We start from the raw sequence: 21,413 nt of genomic DNA, 5'->3' as shown, positions 1-21,413 counted from the left end.
TAAGTAGTCACGTTAAGGATTACGACTGTGAGTCAGACTCACGGTCAAATGGGACGGATACTCTCTTCATCCAGATCGGCGTCGAAGAAACGGCGCAGGGTCTGGATGTTATTATCCGCAATAATCGACTCGCGCGCCTGCGCGAGCTTCTCTTCATAAATGGCCTGACGCCACTCCAGCGGCGTGCGCATTGCTGGATTATCATCTTCAATGATAGTCAATTCAACCGGCGCGCCCTGTAATGTGGACAGCGCCTCAGCCAGCACCTGCTGTGCACTGGCAGAATTAAGGTGACGCTGGCCCGGACGTAAATGCAGACGAATTTGATGTCCGTCCTGCTCTTTCCAGGCATTCAGCGCAACCTGCTCGACCAGTTTCGGCAGCGTTAACTGGCTGACTTCAGCGGCCCAGGCATCCCGCTCGAGGGATTCTGCCGCCAGCTTCGCGGACAGTTCCGGCGTTTTATCATGTTCCAGCGCCTTTTTGAGCGCTTTTGGGGTCGCCACTTCCACCTTCACTGCTTCGGCGGTGTTGGTCGACTTCCAGCGGTAAGCCTCTTTCTTCGCCGGGGCTTTCTGTTCGAGCGCCGACGGCGATGGGCGCGACTGAACGCGCTCCGTTACCGATGCCAGTCGTTCGAGGGCGGCGTTGTTAACCGGCCGCGCTCTTCCTGGCGCTGCCGGTTCACTCTTTTTTGGTTTGGTTGCTCCCTGCGCGCGCTGTAGCTGGCTACGGGCGGCGAGCACCGAACTGGTGGCATCCGGCAGCGGTACGTCCTGCCCAGGCGGCGGTGCAGAGTGTTGCGGCATCGCCGTAGGCGTCATGACCGCCGTCGGGGCAGCAGGAGCATAAGACTGGCGCGGCACTTCTGGCTCAGGCAACGGCATCCGCGGATGGAACGCCAGGGCGCGGAGAAGCGTCATCTCGACGCCCATTCGGCGGTCCGGCGCAAACGGTAATTCTTTGCGGCCAATCAGCAGCGTCTGGTAATAGAGCTGCACATCAGCGGGCGGAACGGTACGCGCCAGTTCACGCATCCGCTGTTCAATCATCGCCATATCCGCGCCAATGGCCGACGGGGAAAGTTGCAGCATCGCCACGCGATGCAGCAGCGCCAGCATTTCGACCAGCAGCGTTTCCCACTCGACGCCGCGAGACGCCGCAACGTTCACCAGTGACATGGCGCGTTCGCCGTTGGCCTCAATGATCGCTTCAATCAGCGACAGGGCCTGATCGTCGTCGAGCGTGCCGAGCATGGTACTCACCGCTTCGGTCGACAGCTGGCCGTCACCGCTGGCAATCGCCTGATCGGTCAGACTTAATGCGTCACGCAGGCTGCCGTCCGCCGCTCGCGCCAGCAGTTGCAGAGCGCGCGGTTCGTGGACGATCTTTTCTTCATCAAGAATGTGTTCGAGCTGAGTGCGAATCTGATCGACGTCCAGCGCCTTCAGATGGAACTGCAAACAGCGCGACAGGATCGTGACCGGCAGCTTTTGCGGATCGGTGGTCGCCAGCAGGAATTTGACGTGCGATGGTGGCTCTTCCAGTGTTTTCAGCAGAGCGTTAAAACTGTGGCGCGACAGCATGTGGACTTCATCGATCAGATAGACCTTGAAGCGACCACGCGCCGGGGCGTACTGCACGTTGTCCAGCAGGTCGCGCGTATCTTCGACTTTGGTGCGCGAGGCGGCATCGATTTCGATCAGATCGACAAAACGCCCCTGCTCGATTTCCCGGCAGTTATCACACACGCCGCATGGCGTAGCGGTGATCCCGGTTTCGCAGTTCAGGCCTTTTGCCAGCAAACGGGCAATAGAGGTTTTACCGACGCCGCGCGTGCCGGAGAAAAGATACGCGTGATGGATGCGTCCTAGCGATAAACCGTTCGCCAGGGCGGTCAGCACATGTTCCTGGCCGACAACGTCAGCAAAGGTTTGGGGTCGCCACTTTCGGGCTAACACCTGATAACTCATGGGCAGGCTCTGCAACGCTGGAAGGTGGATATTCAGGGAGGTAATGCTAACACAACCTCACCCATTGGGCGAGGTTGCGGGAAGAGGGATTAATGACCCGGGAAAGGGACCAGGCTGTAGCTGGTGATACCCTGTTTTTCCAGGCGCTGTTCGCCGCCGAGATCGAACAGATTGATGATGAAGGCCGCATCGGTCACTTCGCCACCCAGACGACGGATCAGCTTCACGGTCGCTTCGATCGTACCGCCAGTCGCCAGCAGATCGTCAACCACCAGCACTTTGTCGCCAGGTTTGATCGCATCAACGTGAATTTCCAGCTGATCGGTGCCGTATTCCAGCTCATAGCTCTCGGCAATGGTTTCACGCGGCAGTTTGCGCGGTTTGCGTACCGGCACAAAGCCCACGCCCATCGCCAGCGCAACCGGTGCGCCGAACAGGAAGCCACGCGCTTCGGTCCCTACTACTTTGGTGATCCCGGCGTTTTTATAACGCTCAACCAGCAATTCAATGCTGAGTGCGTACGCTTTCGGGTCTTCCAGCAAGCTGGTGACATCACGGAAAAGAATGCCAGGCTTTGGATAGTCCTGGATGCTTTTGATGCTGTTTTTCAGAAATTCAAGCTGCTGCGCAGTCGCGGTCATAAATGTATGCCTGGTTAAAAACGGTGTTTCTCACGGCGCGCATAATCATGTGGTCAAAGTAACAAGCGATTAACTTTTGACCAGGCGCACCTGTGCTCGAAAACGGTCGAATTTACTGGCTGAGCGGGATAATTGCAACAGCCATCATTGCTCTTCAGTGCTTTTGTTGCTTTTCATCAACGACGGGGATTCGCCACATAAAGAAAAGCAGACAGGCGAGGATCGCCAGCAGCAGGATACGCACCCACATCATCTTCACCAGCCATAATGAAATGGCAAAGGTCACAAGCGTGACTGCAATAGCACGAGGCTTTGCGCCAGGTGGCATCGCCCGGTATTGTTGCCAGTGGCGCAGATAGCCGCCAAACCACGAGCGATAGAGCAACCAGTGGTGAAAGCGCGGCGATGAACGGGCAAAACACCACGCCGCCAGCAGAATAAAGGGCGTCGTAGGTAGCAATGGCAAAACCACGCCGAGCGTACCCAGCACTACCGCAAGCCAGCCAATGATGATTAAAATAGTACGCTGCATAATGCGAATCGTTATCAAACTGAACGGCTACTTTACCACTGGAGAGCGTATTGAAAACAGCCTTGCTTTTGGAGACGCTGCAAAATCAGCTGATCGCCCTGCGTCAGCAGGCATCACCGCTGTTGCAGCACGCGACGCTGAAGCCACGCTTTGACCGGCAGTTGTTTCGTACCCGCAGTACCCTGATAAAAGATTATCTGGATGAAACTCAGCATAACCTTGATGAGCTGCGTCATGCCGTCGAGAGCCAGCAAAACGAGCAGGTGGCGTGGCTGGCGGAGCATCTGGTGGAACAGGTCACCGCCTTACACCGTGAAATCACCGCCTGGCCGCTGCGCGTATGGGATACACCTTCGCCGGGAGCGGCAAAATGGCAGCGTAAGCGGCTGGAGCATCAGGATTTTGAGCGTCGCCTGTACGCGATGAAAAACGAACGCGAACAGCAGCTTAAAGGAAGCGAAACGCTGGAAGAACAGCAGCGTTTAATGCGGGAAATTTCCGCCCTGGAAGGACGACTCATCCGCTGCCGTCAGGCGCTGGATGAGATAGAGCGCGTGATTGCGCGCATGACCCGCTAAATGGAGCTAAACATGTCGCTGGAAAATGCGCCTGATGAGGTCAAACTGGCCGTCGATTTGATAATGCTGCTGGAAAATCATGACCTTCCGGCGGAGACGGTGTTGAAAGCACTGGAGATTGTGCGGCGGGATTTTGAGGGGAAACTACGTCCTGACTCAGCGCCGTAGTTTCCCCCTCACCCCAGCCCTCTCCCAAAAGGAGAGGGAATAAGATCAAGCTGGCGTCGGATCGTCGCCCTTCACTTCGCGCTTCACTTCCGTGTGCTCGTCACCCTTCTCATTGCGCAGGTGAACTTCGAGCTGGTTGAAGGCGATATTGATGTCGTTTTCACGGCACAGACGATCGATGGTGCGGTTGAGTTCGTCCACCGCATAGCTACGATCGCGCAGTTCACGCACGTATAAACGCAGCTCGTGATCCAGGGTACTTGCCCCGAATGTGGTGAAGAACACGGACGGTGCCGGATCGTGCATCACTTTCGGATGCTCCGTTGCCGCTCGCAGCAGCACCTCTTTCACCTTGTCCAGATCCGAACCGTACGCCACGCCGAGGCGGATCACCACGCGAGTGATGGTGTCGGAAAGCGACCAGTTGATCAGACGTTCGGTCACGAAGGCTTTGTTCGGGATGATCACCTCTTTGCGGTCGAAGTCGGTGATCGTCGTCGCACGGATGCGGATCTTGCTGACCGTCCCGGAGAAGGTGCCGATGGTGACCGTATCGCCGATACGCACCGGGCGTTCGAACAGAATGATCAGGCCAGAGACGAAGTTCCCGAAGATCTCCTGCAAACCGAAACCGAGACCGACCGACAGCGCAGCGGCCAGCCACTGTAATTTATCCCACGAGACGCCCAGCGAACCGAAGACAGTCATCGCCCCGGTCACCAGAATCACATAGTTGAGAATGGTGGTGATGGCGTAAGAAGAGCCCTGCCGCATGTTGAGACGCGACAGGATAAGTACTTCCAGCAGACCAGGTAAGTTGCGGATCAGCGCCCAGGCCACCACCGACGAAACCAGCGCAAACAGCAGACTGCCCATCGTCACGCTTTTCATTACCGCCGCACCGGCTTCAGTGCCGTTGTACTGCCACAGGGTAATACTGTCGAGATAGGCAAACACGGTGATCAAATCAGACCAGATCGCCCAGAACATCACACCAAACAGGGCGATCATCACCAGCATGGTGATACGCAGCGTTTGCTGGTTCACCTGCTCCAGCGCGATGGTCGGCTCTTCCTGCGGCTCCGCCCCTTCAGCGCCCTCTTTCACCATGTTCTGACGACGGGCCAGCGCACGACGATAGGCGATACGCCGCGCCGCAACGCTCAGACCGCGCAGCACCGTTTGGTACAGCAGGTTCCAGAGAATGACCAGATAGACGGTTTCAATCCAGCGGCCCGACAGGCGCAGCGTGGTGTAGAAATAGCCCGTCGCGGTTAGCACCATCAGCGCCAGCGGAATAATCGCCAGCACGGTGACGGTGATCAACCGAATGTTATGCGACTCTTTGTCGCGCCAGCTGTCGCGGCACATCGGCCACATCAGCACTGCAATCAGCAGCAGGTTCAGGAAGATAGCGAGCTGGCCGAGCACGTCGTCCATCAGATGCAGCGGGGAAAGTTCGGCCACGACCGACCAGAAGTGCAGCGGCAGCAGCGCCAGGCTCACGCGCACAATCTGGCGACGCCAGTGGCTGGTGAGCTGTTCAGGCATATTGAAGTGGCGCACCGCCACGCCGTCTTTTTCCAGCACTTTCCAGCACAGACCGAACACCAGCCAGAACAGCGCCAGTTTTTTGCTGAACGCCCACAGCAGATCGCTGATGTTGAGCTGCATGGTCAGCAGGATCAGGCCCGCCGCCAGGATCAGCAGACACACAGGCAGGGCGCGGATCAGGTCGATGAAAATCGCTTTTGGCGTGTGTAACTGGCTGTCATTGCGCAGTTGCCCCACTTCATGGGCCAGCTTCGCCTGATACTTTTTAAGCCAGCCGAGACGCCAGCGGATCAGTCCCGCAATCAACAGCAGCGGCAGACCGGCGAGGAATGCAATCATCACCGCAGGCCAGGCTTTCTCCCAGTTGACGGTAATTTTCATGCTCTTAATCTGGGATTTCAGTGTCTCAGGGAAAGATTTAATCCAGTCCCAGTCCATCGGTTTATTGCTGTTTACCCAGAAGATTTGCTGGGTGAGGATTTCCTTCAGGCTTTTCGACACGCTCACCAGCTGCTGCTGGTTGATTTGCAGGTTAATCGCCATCATCAGCTGATTGCCCAGCTGTTTGTTGAGCTGATCCAGCAGCTCACGGCGCATATCCACCACCTGGAGCAGCGCATCGTGAACTTCGTCATTCACTTCGCTGGAATGACCGTCTTCGACTTTGGCGACAAAGGCGTCGCTCTGGAAAAGCGCGTCGCGCTGCTGGTTGATTTCAAACTGTTCCAGACGCAAATCCGCAATGCGGTTGGTCATGTCTTCCAGTTCATCGGCGGACGGCAGCGTCTGCTGTTGCTGATAAAGAATGCGCGAAAGCAGCAGACTGCCCTTCAGCACCGCAATCTGTTCTTTAATATTACGTTCCGCCTGCAGCGCGCGATCCAGCCAGTTTTTAACTTTGATATTTTGCTGCACCAGCGAGTTACCGCTTTCAGTGGCCTGAATGAGCCGCTGGCTGAGCTGGTGGTTAATATCCAGTTCCTGCTTCACCAGCGGATTGCTCTGGATACGGGTAGTTTCGTCCGGCGAGACCGCTTCCTGCGCTGTTTTTTCCGTCAGCGTCAGGCGCTTACTGTTGACCGCTTCCTGCAATAGCTGGAGCTGATGCTCAAGTCGATTGATATTGGCCGTGACATAATCGCGTTGCTTTTGCAGCGTATCCTGCAAAATGGTATTGCCTTCGAGGCTTTTGCGTTGCTGGTCAATTTGCGCATTGAGCAGCGTTTGCTGGGCCAGCAGCAGCGTTTGCTGCGTCGGACGCAGCGCGCCCTCGCCCACCGTGGTGCCGTTCAGGCGGTTACGGATCTGCTGAAGCTGCTGCGAGGCGGAGTACATCGCGTTCTGCACGCGTTCCGGCTGTGTTTGCAGAGAAACCAGCTGGCTGTTGTAGGTGGCGAGATCGCTCTGCCCGGTTTGTAAATCATCGAGCACCTGCGACATGCGGGACTCAAGCTGGCGAAGGGAGAGCGTGGCCAAGGTTTTGCGGGTTTCATCGTCGTTGTCGACGTCGCTCAGGGCATTGAGCGAGGCCGTAGCCTGGCGCATTTTGTCCGGTGCTTCGGCCACTTTCTGACGTAGCTGGGTGGTTTCGGTTTTGACGCGCTCGATTTTATCCAGCGTCTCAATCGTTTCCGACAGATCGGCCTGCACTAGCTTTTCCTGCGGCGTGAGGTCTTTTTGCTTGTTCAGTGCGTCCAGTTGAGACTGAACGTCTGCACGGGTCGGGACATCGTTATTGTTGTCAGCACGAGCATGAACGGCGGGGGCCATAGCGAAGTAAAACAGCACCGCGAAAATCAGGGCGAAAACAGGGTGTTGCGAGCGAGTGTAGTGCAGCATAGTGATGAATTTGATGTCAGAAATGACCGGAAATAGTCTGGCGCGAAGGATATCACGGCAGGTGCAGGCAGAATAGCGCGAACATAATGCTCCAGGATAATTCCTGGCCGCGCTCAGCCCGGCAGGGAATCGGGTTCAGCGCGAAGCGTCGGGCAGAACTGGCACATCTCCAGCAAAATGGCGACGTAGCTGCGTGCTTCTTGTCTCAGGTCGAACGACTGCGGGGCAAAAAGCCAGTTTTCCATCAGCCCGGAAATATAGCTGCGCATCAAAATAGCCGTTCTGCGGGTGAGCAAATTTGCTGGCAGCATGTTAGCCTGAATACATTGATTCAGCGTATATTCGATACGATCGTAACTTTCCAGGCATAAGCTTCGTTGTGCCTGTTGCACAACGGCCATTTCGCCGACAAACTCACATTTATGGAAGATGATCTCCATCATCAGGCGGCGTCTTTCCTCAATCACTGTCGCCTCAAGAACATGGACAAGAATTTCTCTCAGAACTGAGAGTGGATCGTCAGGGAATTTTGCCCGATACTCAGTCTCAAGATCGGTAATACTGGATTCTGATAACTCCCAAATTTCACTGAATAAATCTGACTTATTTTTGAAATGCCAGTAAATCGCTCCGCGTGTGACGCCAGCGGCCTGAGCAATCTGCGCCAGGGATGTAGAAGACACTCCCTGCTGAGAAAACAGGCGTAATGCCACATCCAGTATGTGTTGACGTGTCTCAAGCGCTTGTTGTTTGGTTTTTCGTGCCATACGTCAATGAATTTACAGGAGTCAGATTTACATACATTTATGAATGTATGTACCATAGCACGACGATAATATAAACGCAGCAATGGGTTTGCGGACTTTTGATCCATTGATCAATTTGAAATCGGACACTCGAGGTTTACATATGAACAAAAACAGAGGGCTAACGCCTCTGGCGATCGTTCTGATGCTCTCAGGCGGCTTAGCGCTTACAGGATGTGATGAGAAACAGGCTCAACAGGGAGCACAGCAGATGCCAGAAGTGGGTGTCGTGACGCTGAAAACTGAACCTCTCCAAATCACCACAGAATTACCAGGCCGTACAAGCGCTTACCGCGTTGCGGAAGTTCGTCCTCAGGTTAGCGGGATCATCCTGAAACGTAACTTCACCGAGGGTGGTGATATCGAAGCGGGTGTTTCTCTGTATCAGATTGATCCAGCAACCTATCAGGCCGCTTACGAAAGCGCTAAAGGCGATCTGGCTAAAGCCGAAGCGGCAGCCAAAATCTCCCAGCTGACGTTGAACCGCTATAAAAAACTGCTCGGCACGCAATACATCAGCCAACAGGATTACGACACGGCGCTGGCCGATTCTCAACAGTCTAACGCTGCAGTTGTTGCCGCAAAAGCCGCTGTTGAAACGGCACGCATTAACCTGGCGTACACCAAAGTGACCTCCCCTATCAGCGGCCGTATTGGTAAATCAGCCGTCACTGAAGGCGCTCTGGTACAGAACGGACAAGCCACTGCGCTGGCAACTGTGCAGCAGCTTGACCCGATCTACGTGGATGTTACGCAGTCCAGCAACGATTTCCTGCGTCTGAAACAAGAGCTGGCCAGCGGTGCGCTGAAACAAGAAAACGGTAAAGCAAAAGTGGAACTGGTGACCAGCGATGGCATCAAATTCCCGCAGGCTGGCGCGCTGGAATTTTCTGACGTGACCGTCGATCAAACCACTGGTTCTATCACCTTACGTGCGATTTTCCCGAACCCTGACCACACGCTGTTGCCAGGTATGTTCGTTCGCGCGCGTCTGGAAGAAGGCACCAACCCAACCGCACTTCTGGTTCCACAGCAGGGCGTAACCCGTACGCCACGCGGTGATGCCAGCGCACTGGTTGTCGGTGCTGATGACAAAGTCGAAACGCGTCAAATCACTGCTACGCAGGCGATTGGCGACAAATGGCTGGTGACGGAAGGTTTGAAAGATGGCGATCGCGTGATTGTTACTGGTTTGCAAAAAGTACGTCCTGGCGCGCAGGTGAAAGCACAGGAAGTCAAATCTGACGAGAAACAACAAGCCGCAGCCGGTGGCCAGTCAGAACAAACCAAGTCTTAACTTAAACAGGAGCCGTTAAGACATGCCTAATTTCTTTATCGATCGCCCCATATTTGCATGGGTGATCGCTATCATCATCATGCTTGCAGGGGGACTGGCGATCCTGAAGCTGCCCGTAGCGCAATATCCAACGATTGCGCCGCCTGCAGTTTCGATCACCGCGACCTATCCTGGGGCTGACGCAAAAACGGTGCAGGACACCGTGACACAGGTTATCGAACAGAACATGAACGGTATCGATAACCTGATGTACATGTCCTCCAACAGTGACTCAACCGGTACAGTTCAGATTACCCTGACCTTCCAGTCTGGTACTGATGCGGATATCGCGCAGGTTCAGGTGCAGAACAAACTGCAGCTGGCTATGCCGTTACTGCCGCAAGAAGTGCAGCAGCAGGGCGTGAGCGTGGAGAAATCTTCCAGTAGCTTCCTGATGGTTGTTGGCGTTATCAACACCAACGGCACCATGACGCAGGAGGATATTTCCGACTACGTGGGCGCCAACATGAAGGACGCTATCAGCCGTACTTCTGGTGTGGGTGACGTTCAGCTGTTTGGTTCACAGTACGCGATGCGTATCTGGATGGACCCGAACAAACTGAACAACTTCCAGCTGACGCCAGTGGACGTGATCAGCGCCATTAAAGCGCAGAACGCCCAGGTCGCCGCCGGTCAGTTAGGCGGTACGCCGCCGGTGAAAGGCCAGCAGTTGAACGCCTCTATCATCGCGCAGACCCGTCTGACGTCGGCCGATGAGTTCAGTAAAATTCTGCTCAAAGTGAATCAGGACGGTTCTCAGGTTCGCCTGCGCGACGTTGCGAAGGTTGAACTGGGCGGTGAAAACTACGACATCGTAGCGAAGTTCAACGGTCAGCCTGCTTCCGGTCTGGGGATTAAACTGGCGACTGGCGCAAACGCGCTGGATACCGCCAATGCGATCCGTGCTGAACTGGCGAAAATGGAGCCGTTCTTCCCGTCAGGTCTGAAAATCGTTTACCCGTATGACACCACGCCATTCGTTAAAATCTCGATTCACGAAGTAGTGAAAACGCTGGTCGAAGCGATCATCCTGGTGTTCCTGGTGATGTATCTGTTCCTGCAAAACTTCCGCGCGACGTTGATTCCAACCATCGCCGTACCGGTCGTACTGTTAGGCACATTTGCGATACTGGCGATGTTCGGCTTCTCGATAAACACCCTGACGATGTTCGGGATGGTGCTCGCCATCGGCTTGCTCGTGGACGACGCCATCGTGGTGGTCGAAAACGTCGAGCGTGTGATGGCCGAAGAAGGACTCCCGCCGAAGGAAGCGACGCGTAAATCAATGGGCCAGATTCAGGGCGCACTGGTCGGTATCGCGATGGTTCTGTCAGCGGTATTTATCCCGATGGCCTTCTTCGGTGGGTCAACCGGTGCGATTTACCGTCAGTTCTCCATCACCATTGTTTCGGCAATGGCGCTGTCTGTTCTCGTGGCATTGATCCTGACGCCAGCGCTGTGCGCCACCATGCTGAAACCGATTCAGAAAGGGGGCCACGGTGAGCATAAAGGGTTCTTCGGTTGGTTCAACCGCATGTTTGATAAGAGCACTCATCATTACACCGACAGCGTAGGCAATATTCTGCGCAGCACCGGTCGTTATCTGCTGCTGTATATCATCATCGTGGTCGGCATGGCGTTCCTGTTCGTTCGTCTGCCAAGCTCCTTCCTGCCGGATGAAGACCAGGGCGTATTCCTGACAATGGCGCAGCTTCCTGCGGGTGCATCGCAAGAACGTACCCAGAAAGTGCTGGATGAAGTGACCAATTACTACCTCACCAAAGAGAAAGCGAACGTTGAATCCGTGTTTGCGGTTAACGGCTTTGGCTTTGCGGGTCGTGGTCAGAACACCGGCATCGCCTTCGTATCTCTGAAAGACTGGAGCGAACGTCCAGGCGAAGAGAACAAAGTTGAAGCAATTACCGGCCGCGCGATGGGCACCTTCTCGCAGATTAAAGATGCGATGGTGTTTGCGTTCAACCTGCCAGCGATTGTGGAACTGGGTACGGCGACCGGCTTCGACTTCCAGCTGATTGACCAGGGCGGTTTGGGTCACGAAAAACTGACTCAGGCACGTAACCAGCTCTTTGGTGAAGTGGCAAAACACCCTGACCTGTTGGTCGGTGTGCGTCCTAACGGCCTGGAAGATACTCCGCAGTACAAGATTGATATCGACCAGGAAAAAGCACAGGCGCTGGGCGTTTCTATTAGCGACATCAATACCACACTGGGCGCAGCCTGGGGCGGTAGCTACGTCAACGACTTCATCGACCGTGGTCGCGTGAAGAAGGTGTACGTGATGTCCGAAGCGCAATACCGTATGTTGCCGAACGATATTAACAACTGGTATGTACGCGGCAGCAATGGTCAGATGGTTCCGTTCTCGGCCTTCTCGACTTCCCACTGGGAATACGGTTCACCGCGTCTGGAACGTTACAACGGCTTGCCATCGATGGAAATCCTCGGTCAGGCAGCACCAGGCAGAAGTACCGGTGAAGCCATGAACCTGATGGAAGAACTGGCGGCGAAACTGCCTTCAGGCATCGGCTATGACTGGACGGGTATGTCCTATCAGGAACGTCTGTCCGGTAACCAGGCCCCTGCCCTGTACGCCATCTCGCTGATTGTGGTGTTCTTGTGTCTGGCCGCATTGTACGAGAGCTGGTCGATTCCGTTCTCCGTTATGCTGGTGGTTCCATTGGGTGTTATCGGTGCGCTACTCGCCGCTACATTCCGTGGTCTGACCAACGACGTTTACTTCCAGGTGGGCCTGCTGACAACCATTGGCTTGTCGGCGAAGAACGCGATACTTATCGTGGAATTCGCCAAAGACCTGATGGATAAAGAAGGTAAAGGCCTCATCGAGGCCACGCTGGAAGCGGTGCGTATGCGTCTGCGTCCAATTCTGATGACATCCCTGGCGTTTATCCTTGGGGTAATGCCGCTGGTCATCAGCTCTGGTGCAGGCTCCGGTGCGCAGAATGCCGTCGGTACAGGTGTAATGGGCGGGATGGTCACTGCGACCGTGTTGGCTATCTTCTTCGTTCCGGTATTCTTCGTGGTGGTACGCCGCCGCTTCAGCCGTAAGAGTGACGACGTTGAACATAGTCACCCGGTAGATCATCACTGATACCGGTTTCACATACTAAAAAGGCCGCAATTTGCGGCCTTTTTCTTTGTCTGAACGAAATCATAAAATACGCTTATTGTCGGTTCATTTATTTTCCCCATCGTAATATGGCGTATCCTATTTAATGCATTCATTAATCACTGCTGCGGGTATTATAATTCAGAGACACCTTAAATTATTAGGATTATTCCTGGTCGAGTAGTGTGACAAGCGACATGTCTGAATCCTGATTTCATTCGTAAATTTAAGCTAACGTGATGAATCTAAAGGTTGCAGCCAAATTACCAACCTTGATGACGTTAAAAATGCCCCCATTAATGATGGACATTCTCATAAAGCCCGTTAACTAAACTTTTAATTGTAATTTTTCGTAATAGCGCGGTGAAATCTTGATCAGCATGGATTATAGTTAAGGCATCAGGACAAGCACCCGTAAAGGCTAAGCCAGTTGTATCCATCCGGACATTGATGCTCGGTGAGTAAAGAATCACTCAAAAGGGGATGCGCTATGGACGAGTACTCGCCAAAAAGGCATGATATCGCGCAGTTGAAATTTCTCTGCGAATCCTTGTACCATGACTGCCTTGCCAATCTTGATGAAAGTAACCACGGCTGGGTTAATGATCCAACTTCCGCTATCAATTTGCAGCTAAATGAACTCATCGAACATATAGCAACCTTCGCACTTAATTATAAGATTAAGTACAATGAAGATAATAAACTGATTGAGCAAATTGATGAATATCTGGACGACACCTTTATGTTGTTCAGCAGTTACGGCATTAACACACAGGATTTGCAAAAATGGCGCAAATCGGGAAATCGCCTATTCCGTTGTTTCATCAACGTGAGCAGAGCTAACCCGGTCAGTCATTCCTGTTAAAATTATTACAAATACTAAGGTAAATTTATGTCTGATAAACCATTAACAAAGACAGATTATTTGATGCGCTTGCGACGTTGCCAGTCACTCGACACGCTGGAGCGTGTTATTGAAAAAAATAAATACGAGCTGCCCGATCATGAATTGGCTGTATTTTATTCAGCTGCCGATCACCGCCTTGCTGAGTTAACGATGAATAAGCTGTATGACAAAATCCCTGTTTCTGTGTGGAAATTTGTCCGTTAATTTTTAACTCTGTGTTTTATAGGTTTTATCGTTATCTTCTTTACGCTGAACTCACCTTTCGATTTACGATCCCTGTGTGACAGACAGACCCATCGTTTCAAATGTGCGCCAAGGCAACAATGTTGTGACTATCATCACATCAGCTCAATGGGAACGTTCCCTTTCACGATGAGGTTCTTTACGCTATTGCGCAAAGATTATTCCAGTGAGGTTTCCCATGAGTGAAGAAAAACAAAAGATGATTGCCGGTGAACTTTACCGCCCCTCGGATGAAACATTGCGGGCAGAGCGCCTGCGCGCACGCCATCTGGTTCATCGCTATAACCACACGGAACCCGATGCTAAAGCCGAACGTCGTACAATACTGGCTGACCTTCTTGGCCAGGCCGAAGGCGCATATATCGAGCCAAGTTTTCGCTGTGATTACGGCTATAACATTTTCCTCGGAAAAGAATTTTACGCCAATTTCGACTGCGTGATGCTGGACGTTTGCCCTATTCATATCGGTGATAACTGCATGCTGGCGCCGGGTGTCCATATTTATACTGCCACCCATCCTTTAGATGCGACAGAACGCAACAGCGGCGCCGAATTAGGCAAGCCGGTTACTATCGGTAATAATGTCTGGATTGGTGGACGCGCAGTGATTAATCCCGGTGTGACTATCGGCGATAACGTAGTCGTCGCCTCGGGCGCGGTGGTCACAAAAGACGTGCCAGCTAACGTCGTGGTGGGCGGTAATCCCGCGAAGGTCATCAAAACGCTGTAAGCGAGAAACCGGCAACTGTTATGGTTTTTCAGCGCATAACTGTTACTTTTTTCACACCAACCGCTCCCCTAAAATAGGCAGATCCCCTGTATTTTAAAATTCATGAAGGTTATAAATGACAGAGATACAGCGCCTGCTTACTCAAACCATCGACGATCTTAATTCCCGCGAAAAGCGCGACAATCGCCCGCGCTTTAGCATTAGCTTTATCCGTAAACACCCTGGCTTATTCCTGGCAATGTATGCCGCGCTGCTGGCGACGCTCGTCGTTATGTTGCTGTCAGAAACGCTGATTGGCTCAGTCTGGCTGCTGGTGGTTCTGTTTATCGTCTTTAATGCCTTTTTCTTCTTCGACGTTAATCCCCGCTATCGCTATGAAGACATCGACGTACTCGATTTCCGCGTGTGCTATAACGGCGAGTGGTACAACACGCGCTATGTGCCGCCGGAGCTGCTCAGCGAGATTCTGCATTCACCGAACGTGGAAGAAACGCAAAAGGCGAAATTGCAGAAGATGATCTCCACCAAAGGCGAACTGTCGTTCTACGACGTGTTTACCCTTTCTCGTCCAGCCACTGCGTAATTAGCATTTGCAAGCGCCTGATAGCAGGCGCAAATTGCGACGCTGAAGTATTCCCGTATCCCAGCACCAGACCGGTTTGCCCGTTCTGCGTATCAAGGTAATAGCCGCTCAGGGCCGCCGGTGCCAACTGATACTGCTTTGCCTGCTGCACGATCGCTTTATCATCCACGCCATCAATCGCCACCGTCAAATGCATTCCACCTTCTCCGGCCAGCACCCGGTGTGGAACGGTGAGTTCGGCTGTAATCGCTTCGCGAAGCTGTCGGTAACGCTTGCGATACAGCCGGCGCATCGCCGCAAGATGTCTCGCGTAATGCCCCTCTTCGATAAACAACGCCAGCGTGCGCTGTTCGGCACGGTGCCCGCCGCGCAGCAAAGAACCTATAGCGGGCTGGACGGCGTGTGCTAACGCTTTCGGCAAGACCATGAATCCGGTGCGCAGCGACGGGAACAGCGTTTTGCTGAACGTCCCCAGATACACCACCGGCGCATTATCCTGCATTCCCATCATCGCCGGGACCAGTTCGCCGCTATAGCGAAACTCACTGTCGTAATCATCTTCGATAATCCAGGCATTGTGCTGACGCGCTATTTCCAGCAGCGCAAAACGCCGGTTGATACTGAGCACACTTCCGTAGGGATACTGATGAGATGGCGAGGTGAATATCAGTTTGGGTGAGTGCTCATGCATTTCCAGGCGCACGCCTTCTTCATCAACCGGCATCCCGACCATCGTCAGACCCGATTTTGCAAACGCGCTTTTTGCGCCTGCGTATCCGGGATCTTCAATCCAGGCAATATCTCCCGCCTCACTCAATAGCTGAGTACACAGGCTTACGCCTTCCAGCGCGCCTTCGGTAATCACAATCTGGCTGGCATCGCACTGAATACCACGCGAGAGCGCAAGGTGACGGGCAATCGCCTCGCGAAGCGTAAGTTCTCCGGCCGGAGAACCATAACCCAGCAGTGCGCTGCCCTCTTCGCGCAGCACCCGATCGTATAAGCGTCGCCAAAGGGGTAAAGGGAAATAGTTGATTGCTGGCGTACCGGGCGTGAATGCAGGCACCGGCGTGCCGCGCGGCGTTGGCGCGGGAAGGTGTGCCACGCGGCGCGCGAGGGTAACGTCCAGCCCTTGCGGCTCCTGAGCTGAATCATGATTCCCCAGACGAGCTACGCGTGTCCCCTGGCGATTACGCAGCAAATAGCCTTCGAGCGTCAGCTGTTCCAGCGCCGCGTTCACCGTATTGCGGGAAATCGCCAGATGCTGGGCGATAAGACGAGAACCCGGCAAGCGGCTGTCGGCCTGCAACCTGCCGCTTAGAATGGCTTCGCGCAGCGCCTTGTATAACGAACGCTGGAGCGTATTCTCGCCGCGCTGTTGCAGCGCTCGCGTAATTAATGCGTAAAAGTCGTCGCCTGGTATGTTCATGGCATCCTCCGTGGTACCACCATAACATAACAATGTGGACCTTTTTACAGAGCCACATATTCCCTACTCTGAAACTCTACTTAAGCAACAGGAATCAACATGAACCAACTCAATCAGTTTGGCCAGCCAGTGGGTGACGCACTTATCGACTGGCAGCCGCGCCAGCATCCAGAACGTGTGGAACTTAAGGGGCGCTATTGTTCTTTAACCCCGCTACGCCCGGAACATGCCGCCGCGCTTTTTGCCGCCTATCAGCTGGCGGAAGATACCCGCAGCTGGACATGGCTATTGCGTGAACCGGATGCCAATGTTGAAGAGTTTACCGCCTGGGTTTCAAGCGTCTGCGAACTGTCCGATCCCATTCATTTCACCGTTATCGACAATAAAACCAACGCGCCCGTCGGGACGCTGGCACTGATGCGGATCGATCCTAAAAATGGCGTCATCGAAGTGGGCCACGTTCATTTTTCACCGCTGCTGAGCCGCACGCCACTGTCTACGGAAGCGCAGTATCTGCTGATGCGCTACGTGTTTGATGAGCTGGGCTATCGTCGTTTTGAGTGGAAGTGTAACAGCCTGAATGAACCGTCGCGCCGGGCAGCGCTGCGTTTAGGCTTTCAGTATGAAGGACGTTTTCGTCAGGCGCTGGTCATCAAAGGCCACAACCGCGACACCGACTGGTTTTCTATTCTTGATAAAGAGTGGAAAGCGCTGGACAGCGCATTTCAGAACTGGCTTGCCGCCGACAATTTCAGCGCCGACGGCAAGCAGATAAGATCCCTGGAAAATTGGCGAGAATCACTGAATTAACGTCTTTTCTTACGTCCCTGCACCGCTTTAAAACGCGGATTAGATTTGCAGATCACGTACAGGCGGCCTTTGCGTTTCACAATCTGACAGTCGGGATGGCGTTGTTTGGCACTGCGCAGCGAGTTAAGTACCTGCATGATTAACCTCGCTTCGCATTAATGAAACCGCCAAAACGCTGACGGAAACGGGCCGCGCTGCCTTCAGTCGAGAAGGTTTTCTGCTTACCGGTGTAATACGGATGCGATTTCGATGAGACCTCGATGGTGATATACGGGAACGTTTCACCGTCGAGTTCGATTTCGCGGTCGGTCTTAATCGTCGAGCCTACTTTAAAATATTCGTTGGCACTGGTGTCGTGAAAAACGACGGTGCGGTAGTACGGATGGATATCTGCTTTCATGGTCAACTCGTCATGTTTTGTTATAACATAACAAAATAATATCCGAGTCATAAAACAAAAACAACCCCCGCCTTTTCGGGCGAGGGCATCAGCTTACTTTTGTGAAGCCTGTTCTTTGCCCACCAGCACGGTCGTTAACACAAACGACAGAATCAGTGCCATCACCACGCCCGCAAGGGCAAAGACAAAGTACGGCCCGATGTAGGCCGGTAAACTGAAAATACTCGATAGAATGTAGCCGTAGAGGCGCACGCCAAAGAAAGCGATAAACGCCGAGGCCAGTGAACTGGCAATCGTCGCCGCGATAAAGGCTTTTTTGTAGCGCGTCAGAACCCCAAACAGCGCCGGTTCCGTAATGCCGAGCAGGGCGGAAATCGCCGCCGACAGCGTGACGGTGCGCTCCTGACGGTCGCGACTTAAACGCCAGATAGCAAACGTCGAACCGGCAATCGCCATGTTGGCCATAAACATCATCGGCATCAACATGTCGTACCCGCGATCGCTAAAGTTTTGCAAGGCGATAGGCGTCATGGCGTGGTGCATTCCGGTGAGGATCGCCACCGGGCGAATCGCCCCCACGACTAAACCGGCAAAACTCGCTGATACGCTAAACAACCCTTCAATGAACAGCGCCAGTCCTTTACCCAGCCAAATCCCGATCGGCCCAATCACCACCAGCGCCGCCAGTGCGCCAATGAACAGCGTCAGCGTCGGGGTAAATACCGTTTTGAGCACATCAGGCATGATGCTATCCACCCAGCGGTGGATGTAACTCAACGCCAGGATGGAGAAAATCACCGGGATCACGCTCGATGAATAGTTAAAGACCGACACCGGGACCACATCCAGCAACCAGATAGCGTTCGCCGCCCCTTCCTGATGCGTTGCCAGTGCTTTAGCCGCCTCGATAAGCGACGGATACATCAAACAGGCCGCAACCGCCGCTGCCAGATATTCGTTGGTTTTGAAGATCTTCGCCGCCGAAACCGCAAGGAAGAACGGCAGGAAGTAAAAGACGCCGCTGGCGATCAGATCGATAACCATCACCGTATCACTTTTTGCCGACACCACTTTAAGGGCGATAAGTCCGGCCAGTAGCCCTTTGATCATCCCCGCCCCGGCAATCGCCGGTACAATCGGACCAAACACGCCAGACACCGTATCCATAAACAGCGACACCAGGCTCTTACGCCCTTTTGTTACTGTCGGCGCTACGGAGTCGCTATTCCCCAGCACGCTCAACATTTGCTCGTACCAGCTGTTCACCTTCGGCCCGATAATGACCTGAAACTGGTCGCTTTGCAGCTGCGCGCCCAGCACGCCGGGCAGTTTTTTAATCTCCGTTTGATCCACTTTATTATCGTCAATCAGATCAAAACGTAGCCGCGTCATACAGTGCCAGACTTTATTGATATTCCCCTGGCCACCGACCAGACGAATAATATTATTGATGGCTTCTTGCGTCCCCATAAAGACTCCTGCCGGATGTTGTTGTCGTTTTAATGTTGCCATGAGGATAATTAAACCACCTCAACAAAACAAACCAATAAAATTTGATACCGCTCACATTTAGCCACTACAAAAGACTTAAAACTCGCACCAAGTCAAAATTGGTTCGTTTTTTAATAACTATTACGTTAAATACCTTACCAAAATAAATAGTCAAAAAAACGGTTTACCCGCCAACATTTTTAGGGTGATGATATTCCCCATAACCTATTCCCACAGAGCACCAAAGGAGTTATTTCGTGACGCCTGTGATGATTAAAAATATTGAGTGTTTTATTACCCGACCGGACCGACATAACCTGGTGACGGTGCGAGTGACTACCGACCAGGGTATCACCGGACACGGCTGTGCCACTTTCCAGCAGCGCCCGCTGGCGGTAAAAACGCTGGTGGATGAATATTTGAAGCCGCTGCTAATTGGACGCGATGCCAACAACATCGAAGATTTATGGCAGATGATGAACGTCAACGCCTACTGGCGTAATGGCCCGGTCATGAACAATGCGATATCAGGTGTCGATATGGCGCTCTGGGATATCAAAGGCCAGTTGGCTGGCATGCCGTTGTATCAACTGCTGGGTGGCAAATCTCGCGATGCGATCCCCGCTTACAGCCACGCCAGCGGCGACACGCTGGAAGCGCTTTTCACCTCGGTGGATAAACTGTTGGCGCAGGGTTATCGCCATATTCGCTGCCAGCTTGGTTTTTACGGCGGCACACCGTCAGCGCTTCACTCGCCAGATAACCCGACGCCCGGTGCGTGGTTCGATCAGCAGGAATACATGGCCAATACCGTCGACATGTTCCGCGCACTAAGGGAAAAATACGGCTGGCAGCTGCATATTCTGCACGACGTTCACGAACGCTTGTTCCCGCAGCAGGCCGTTCAGCTGGCAAAACAGCTTGAGCCGTTCCAGCCTTATTTTATCGAAGACATTTTACCGCCACAGCAAAGCGCCTGGCTGGAGCAGGTGCGTCAGCAAAGCTGCGTCCCGCTGGCGCTGGGCGAACTGTTTAATAACCCGGCTGAATGGCACGACCTGATCGTCAATCGCCGCATCGACTTCATCCGCTGCCACGTCTCGCAGATCGGTGGGATCACTCCGGCCATCAAGCTGGCGCATCTTTGTCAGGCCTTTGGTGTGCGTCTGGCGTGGCATGGGCCGGGCGATATGACGCCGATCGGCGTGGCGGTGAATACCCATCTGAATATTCATCTGCACAATGCGGCGATTCAGGAATTTATTCCCCGCTCCGCCACCACGGACGCGGTTTTCCCGGGCGCGCCAGAAGCGAAAGACGGATTTATCTATCCACCTGTGAATCCAGGCATTGGCGTGGGCTTCGTTGAAGAGTTAGCGCTGGCCCATCCGCTGGTGTATCGCCCTCATGAATGGACGCAAAGCCGCCTGCCAGACGGGACCCTTCACACGCCCTGATTTTGACGCCAGGTTAAATTGTCGTGGTTATACGGGATGACATAAGTACAGGTGTAATTGATGTCGATAATGTCACTCACTTCGAACACGCGTCCGCCATCCAGAATGCCGCGATTATTAATATGCATCGCCGGGCTGCCCTTCTTGCAGCCCAGAATCACCGCCTGTTCACGGCCCACGCTCACCGCGCGGTAAGTCGTTAACATATGGGAAATGGTGAATCCTTTGCTCAGGACATACTGTTGGATCGAGCGCTCAATCGCCTGCTGATTCAGATCGGGAAAATCAGCCACCGGCATACTGGAAATCTCGAGCTGCACCGGCACATCGTCAACGTAGCGCAGACGGCAGAAGTGCCAGATAAAACTCTCTTCATCGAGTCCAAAAATCTGCTGTGCAGCGCGGTCAGGGCGCGTTTTATGCAGACTGATCATGCGGTAGCGGATTTGATCGAAGCGTTTTTCGGTGATCGAGTTATAAACCAGAGGATTATTACGTGCATTCTCGTTGATCCAGATCCCCGAACCTTGCACAATCCGCACCACGCCGATGCTGACCAGCTTTTCCAGTGCCTGTCGAATGGTAAAACGTGAAACGCCGTATTCCTCGGCGAGCTGTCTTTCCGGCGACAGCTTACGCGGCCCAGGCGTCGAATCCTGATAAATTTTGCTCAGCAGATCTTGCGTCACAAACTCTTTTTTTTTCATTGGCCTTACCTGAATGAAATCAAACTCTGCCGCATACTATAAGATTATCATTCCACGGTAATTTAAATCAGCACATCAGAA

The 21,413-nt window shown here is 53.5% G+C and carries 20 protein-coding genes and 1 other annotated feature; of the genes, 10 read left to right on the top strand and 10 right to left on the bottom strand.

Annotated features, from left to right (window positions below; genetic code table 11):
- Nucleotides 1–44: 44 nt before the first annotated feature.
- The 3 genes from dnaX to C3708_RS21040 all read right to left on the bottom strand — a co-directional run bounded on the left by dnaX (nt 45) and on the right by C3708_RS21040 (nt 3,146).
- A complete protein-coding gene (dnaX, locus tag C3708_RS21055; RefSeq protein ID WP_103950140.1) occupies nt 45–1,973 on the bottom strand; it encodes a DNA polymerase III subunit gamma/tau in 1,929 nt (642 codons plus the stop codon).
- Nucleotides 651–715: a sequence feature (DnaX frameshifting element), on the bottom strand. Its footprint overlaps the gene before it by 65 nt.
- Nucleotides 1,974–2,062: 89 nt before the next feature.
- Nucleotides 2,063–2,614, bottom strand: coding sequence for an adenine phosphoribosyltransferase (gene apt, locus C3708_RS21050; RefSeq protein WP_010428187.1), 552 nt, complete (start codon nt 2,612–2,614; stop codon nt 2,063–2,065).
- 154 nt (nt 2,615–2,768) lie between these two features.
- On the bottom strand, nt 2,769–3,146 hold the full coding sequence (locus C3708_RS21040; RefSeq protein WP_095281042.1) for a DUF454 family protein: 378 nt from the start codon (nt 3,144–3,146) through the stop codon (nt 2,769–2,771).
- 50 nt (nt 3,147–3,196) lie between these two features.
- On the opposite strand from C3708_RS21040, the gene priC reads away from it, so the two are divergent.
- Both priC and rsmS read left to right on the top strand, forming a co-directional pair.
- Nucleotides 3,197–3,724 carry a primosomal replication protein N'' gene (priC, locus tag C3708_RS21035; RefSeq protein WP_095281041.1) on the top strand — a complete coding sequence of 176 codons (528 nt, stop codon included), beginning with the start codon at nt 3,197–3,199 and terminating at the stop codon, nt 3,722–3,724.
- A 12-nt stretch (nt 3,725–3,736) separates the two neighbouring features.
- Entirely contained in the window at nt 3,737–3,892 is a 156-nt protein-coding gene (gene rsmS / locus C3708_RS21030) for a pleiotropic regulatory protein RsmS (protein ID WP_095281040.1), read from the top strand.
- A gap of 45 nt (nt 3,893–3,937) precedes the next feature.
- Here rsmS and mscK read toward each other — a convergent pair whose 3' ends face one another.
- Nucleotides 3,938–7,291, bottom strand: coding sequence for a mechanosensitive channel MscK (gene mscK / locus C3708_RS21025; RefSeq protein WP_165790687.1), 3,354 nt, complete (start codon nt 7,289–7,291; stop codon nt 3,938–3,940).
- Between the two features lie 107 nt (nt 7,292–7,398).
- Nucleotides 7,399–8,052, bottom strand: coding sequence for a multidrug efflux transporter transcriptional repressor AcrR (gene acrR, locus C3708_RS21020; protein ID WP_095281038.1), 654 nt, complete (start codon nt 8,050–8,052; stop codon nt 7,399–7,401).
- A gap of 142 nt (nt 8,053–8,194) precedes the next feature.
- On the opposite strand from acrR, the gene acrA reads away from it, so the two are divergent.
- The 6 genes from acrA (at nt 8,195) to C3708_RS20990 (ending at nt 15,038) form a co-directional block, all read left to right on the top strand.
- Nucleotides 8,195–9,388, top strand: coding sequence for a multidrug efflux RND transporter periplasmic adaptor subunit AcrA (gene acrA / locus C3708_RS21015; RefSeq protein WP_095281037.1), 1,194 nt, complete (start codon nt 8,195–8,197; stop codon nt 9,386–9,388).
- Nucleotides 9,389–9,410: 22 nt separating this feature from the next.
- Nucleotides 9,411–12,557 (top strand): multidrug efflux RND transporter permease subunit AcrB, encoded by a 3,147-nt coding sequence (acrB, locus tag C3708_RS21010; RefSeq protein ID WP_095281036.1) that lies wholly within the window; start codon nt 9,411–9,413, stop codon nt 12,555–12,557.
- A gap of 508 nt (nt 12,558–13,065) precedes the next feature.
- Nucleotides 13,066–13,440, top strand: coding sequence for an Hha toxicity modulator TomB (tomB, locus tag C3708_RS21005; RefSeq protein WP_095281035.1), 375 nt, complete (start codon nt 13,066–13,068; stop codon nt 13,438–13,440).
- A gap of 27 nt (nt 13,441–13,467) precedes the next feature.
- Nucleotides 13,468–13,686 carry an HHA domain-containing protein gene (locus C3708_RS21000; RefSeq protein WP_012016344.1) on the top strand — a complete coding sequence of 73 codons (219 nt, stop codon included), beginning with the start codon at nt 13,468–13,470 and terminating at the stop codon, nt 13,684–13,686.
- A 217-nt stretch (nt 13,687–13,903) separates the two neighbouring features.
- A complete protein-coding gene (maa, locus tag C3708_RS20995) occupies nt 13,904–14,455 on the top strand; it encodes a maltose O-acetyltransferase (RefSeq protein ID WP_103950138.1) in 552 nt (183 codons plus the stop codon).
- A gap of 115 nt (nt 14,456–14,570) precedes the next feature.
- Nucleotides 14,571–15,038 carry a YlaC family protein gene (locus C3708_RS20990; protein WP_095281033.1) on the top strand — a complete coding sequence of 156 codons (468 nt, stop codon included), beginning with the start codon at nt 14,571–14,573 and terminating at the stop codon, nt 15,036–15,038.
- On the opposite strand, the gene C3708_RS20985 is transcribed toward C3708_RS20990, so the two are convergent.
- A complete protein-coding gene (locus C3708_RS20985) occupies nt 15,010–16,467 on the bottom strand; it encodes a PLP-dependent aminotransferase family protein (RefSeq protein WP_103950137.1) in 1,458 nt (485 codons plus the stop codon). The two genes, C3708_RS20990 and C3708_RS20985, sit on opposite strands and share 29 nt — an antisense overlap.
- Before the next feature lie 99 nt (nt 16,468–16,566).
- Here C3708_RS20985 and C3708_RS20980 point away from each other — a divergent pair, with 99 nt between their 5' ends.
- Nucleotides 16,567–17,277 carry a GNAT family N-acetyltransferase gene (locus C3708_RS20980; protein WP_095281031.1) on the top strand — a complete coding sequence of 237 codons (711 nt, stop codon included), beginning with the start codon at nt 16,567–16,569 and terminating at the stop codon, nt 17,275–17,277.
- Here C3708_RS20980 and ykgO read toward each other — a convergent pair.
- The 3 genes from ykgO to C3708_RS20965 form a co-directional block, all read right to left on the bottom strand.
- On the bottom strand, nt 17,274–17,414 hold the full coding sequence (gene ykgO, locus C3708_RS20975; protein ID WP_003859006.1) for a type B 50S ribosomal protein L36: 141 nt from the start codon (nt 17,412–17,414) through the stop codon (nt 17,274–17,276). The two genes, C3708_RS20980 and ykgO, sit on opposite strands and share 4 nt — an antisense overlap.
- 2 nt (nt 17,415–17,416) lie before the next feature.
- Entirely contained in the window at nt 17,417–17,677 is a 261-nt protein-coding gene (locus C3708_RS20970; RefSeq protein WP_095281030.1) for a type B 50S ribosomal protein L31, read from the bottom strand.
- Between the two features lie 93 nt (nt 17,678–17,770).
- The gene (locus tag C3708_RS20965; protein WP_103950136.1) at nt 17,771–19,147 is read right to left on the bottom strand and encodes a PTS transporter subunit EIIC; all 1,377 of its coding nucleotides are present in this window, start codon (nt 19,145–19,147) and stop codon (nt 17,771–17,773) included.
- A 278-nt stretch (nt 19,148–19,425) separates the two neighbouring features.
- Between C3708_RS20965 and C3708_RS20960 the strand changes: the two genes are divergently transcribed.
- Nucleotides 19,426–20,625, top strand: coding sequence for an enolase C-terminal domain-like protein (locus C3708_RS20960; RefSeq protein WP_103950135.1), 1,200 nt, complete (start codon nt 19,426–19,428; stop codon nt 20,623–20,625).
- On the opposite strand, the gene C3708_RS20955 is transcribed toward C3708_RS20960, so the two are convergent.
- Complete coding sequence (locus C3708_RS20955; RefSeq protein ID WP_103950134.1) at nt 20,613–21,332, bottom strand: GntR family transcriptional regulator; 720 nt, start codon at nt 21,330–21,332, stop codon at nt 20,613–20,615. The two genes, C3708_RS20960 and C3708_RS20955, sit on opposite strands and share 13 nt — an antisense overlap.
- Nucleotides 21,333–21,413: the final 81 nt, after the last annotated feature.

Source organism: Lelliottia sp. 7254-16 (assembly GCF_002922995.1).
Classification (GTDB): domain Bacteria; phylum Pseudomonadota; class Gammaproteobacteria; order Enterobacterales; family Enterobacteriaceae; genus Enterobacter; species Enterobacter jeotgali.
The sequence above is the reverse complement of the archived record's forward strand: the minus strand, read 5'-3'. Positions and strand labels throughout refer to the sequence as shown.

Bases quoted from the DNA above. Each gene is read 5' to 3' on its own strand.
- C3708_RS21000 (WP_012016344.1), top strand. From the start codon at position 13,468: ATGTCTGATAAACCATTAACAAAGACAGATTATTTGATGCGCTTGCGA.
- C3708_RS20965 (WP_103950136.1), bottom strand. From the start codon at position 19,147: ATGGGGACGCAAGAAGCCATCAATAATATTATTCGTCTGGTCGGTGGC.
- apt (WP_010428187.1), bottom strand. From the start codon at position 2,614: ATGACCGCGACTGCGCAGCAGCTTGAATTTCTGAAAAACAGCATCAAA.
- C3708_RS20990 (WP_095281033.1), top strand. From the start codon at position 14,571: ATGACAGAGATACAGCGCCTGCTTACTCAAACCATCGACGATCTTAAT.
- acrA (WP_095281037.1), top strand. From the start codon at position 8,195: ATGAACAAAAACAGAGGGCTAACGCCTCTGGCGATCGTTCTGATGCTC.
- dnaX (WP_103950140.1), bottom strand. From the start codon at position 1,973: ATGAGTTATCAGGTGTTAGCCCGAAAGTGGCGACCCCAAACCTTTGCT.
- C3708_RS21040 (WP_095281042.1), bottom strand. From the start codon at position 3,146: ATGCAGCGTACTATTTTAATCATCATTGGCTGGCTTGCGGTAGTGCTG.
- ykgO (WP_003859006.1), bottom strand. From the start codon at position 17,414: ATGCAGGTACTTAACTCGCTGCGCAGTGCCAAACAACGCCATCCCGAC.
- C3708_RS20980 (WP_095281031.1), top strand. From the start codon at position 16,567: ATGAACCAACTCAATCAGTTTGGCCAGCCAGTGGGTGACGCACTTATC.
- rsmS (WP_095281040.1), top strand. From the start codon at position 3,737: ATGTCGCTGGAAAATGCGCCTGATGAGGTCAAACTGGCCGTCGATTTG.
- tomB (WP_095281035.1), top strand. From the start codon at position 13,066: ATGGACGAGTACTCGCCAAAAAGGCATGATATCGCGCAGTTGAAATTT.
- acrR (WP_095281038.1), bottom strand. From the start codon at position 8,052: ATGGCACGAAAAACCAAACAACAAGCGCTTGAGACACGTCAACACATA.
- C3708_RS20985 (WP_103950137.1), bottom strand. From the start codon at position 16,467: ATGAACATACCAGGCGACGACTTTTACGCATTAATTACGCGAGCGCTG.
- acrB (WP_095281036.1), top strand. From the start codon at position 9,411: ATGCCTAATTTCTTTATCGATCGCCCCATATTTGCATGGGTGATCGCT.
- C3708_RS20970 (WP_095281030.1), bottom strand. From the start codon at position 17,677: ATGAAAGCAGATATCCATCCGTACTACCGCACCGTCGTTTTTCACGAC.
- maa (WP_103950138.1), top strand. From the start codon at position 13,904: ATGAGTGAAGAAAAACAAAAGATGATTGCCGGTGAACTTTACCGCCCC.
- C3708_RS20955 (WP_103950134.1), bottom strand. From the start codon at position 21,332: ATGAAAAAAAAAGAGTTTGTGACGCAAGATCTGCTGAGCAAAATTTAT.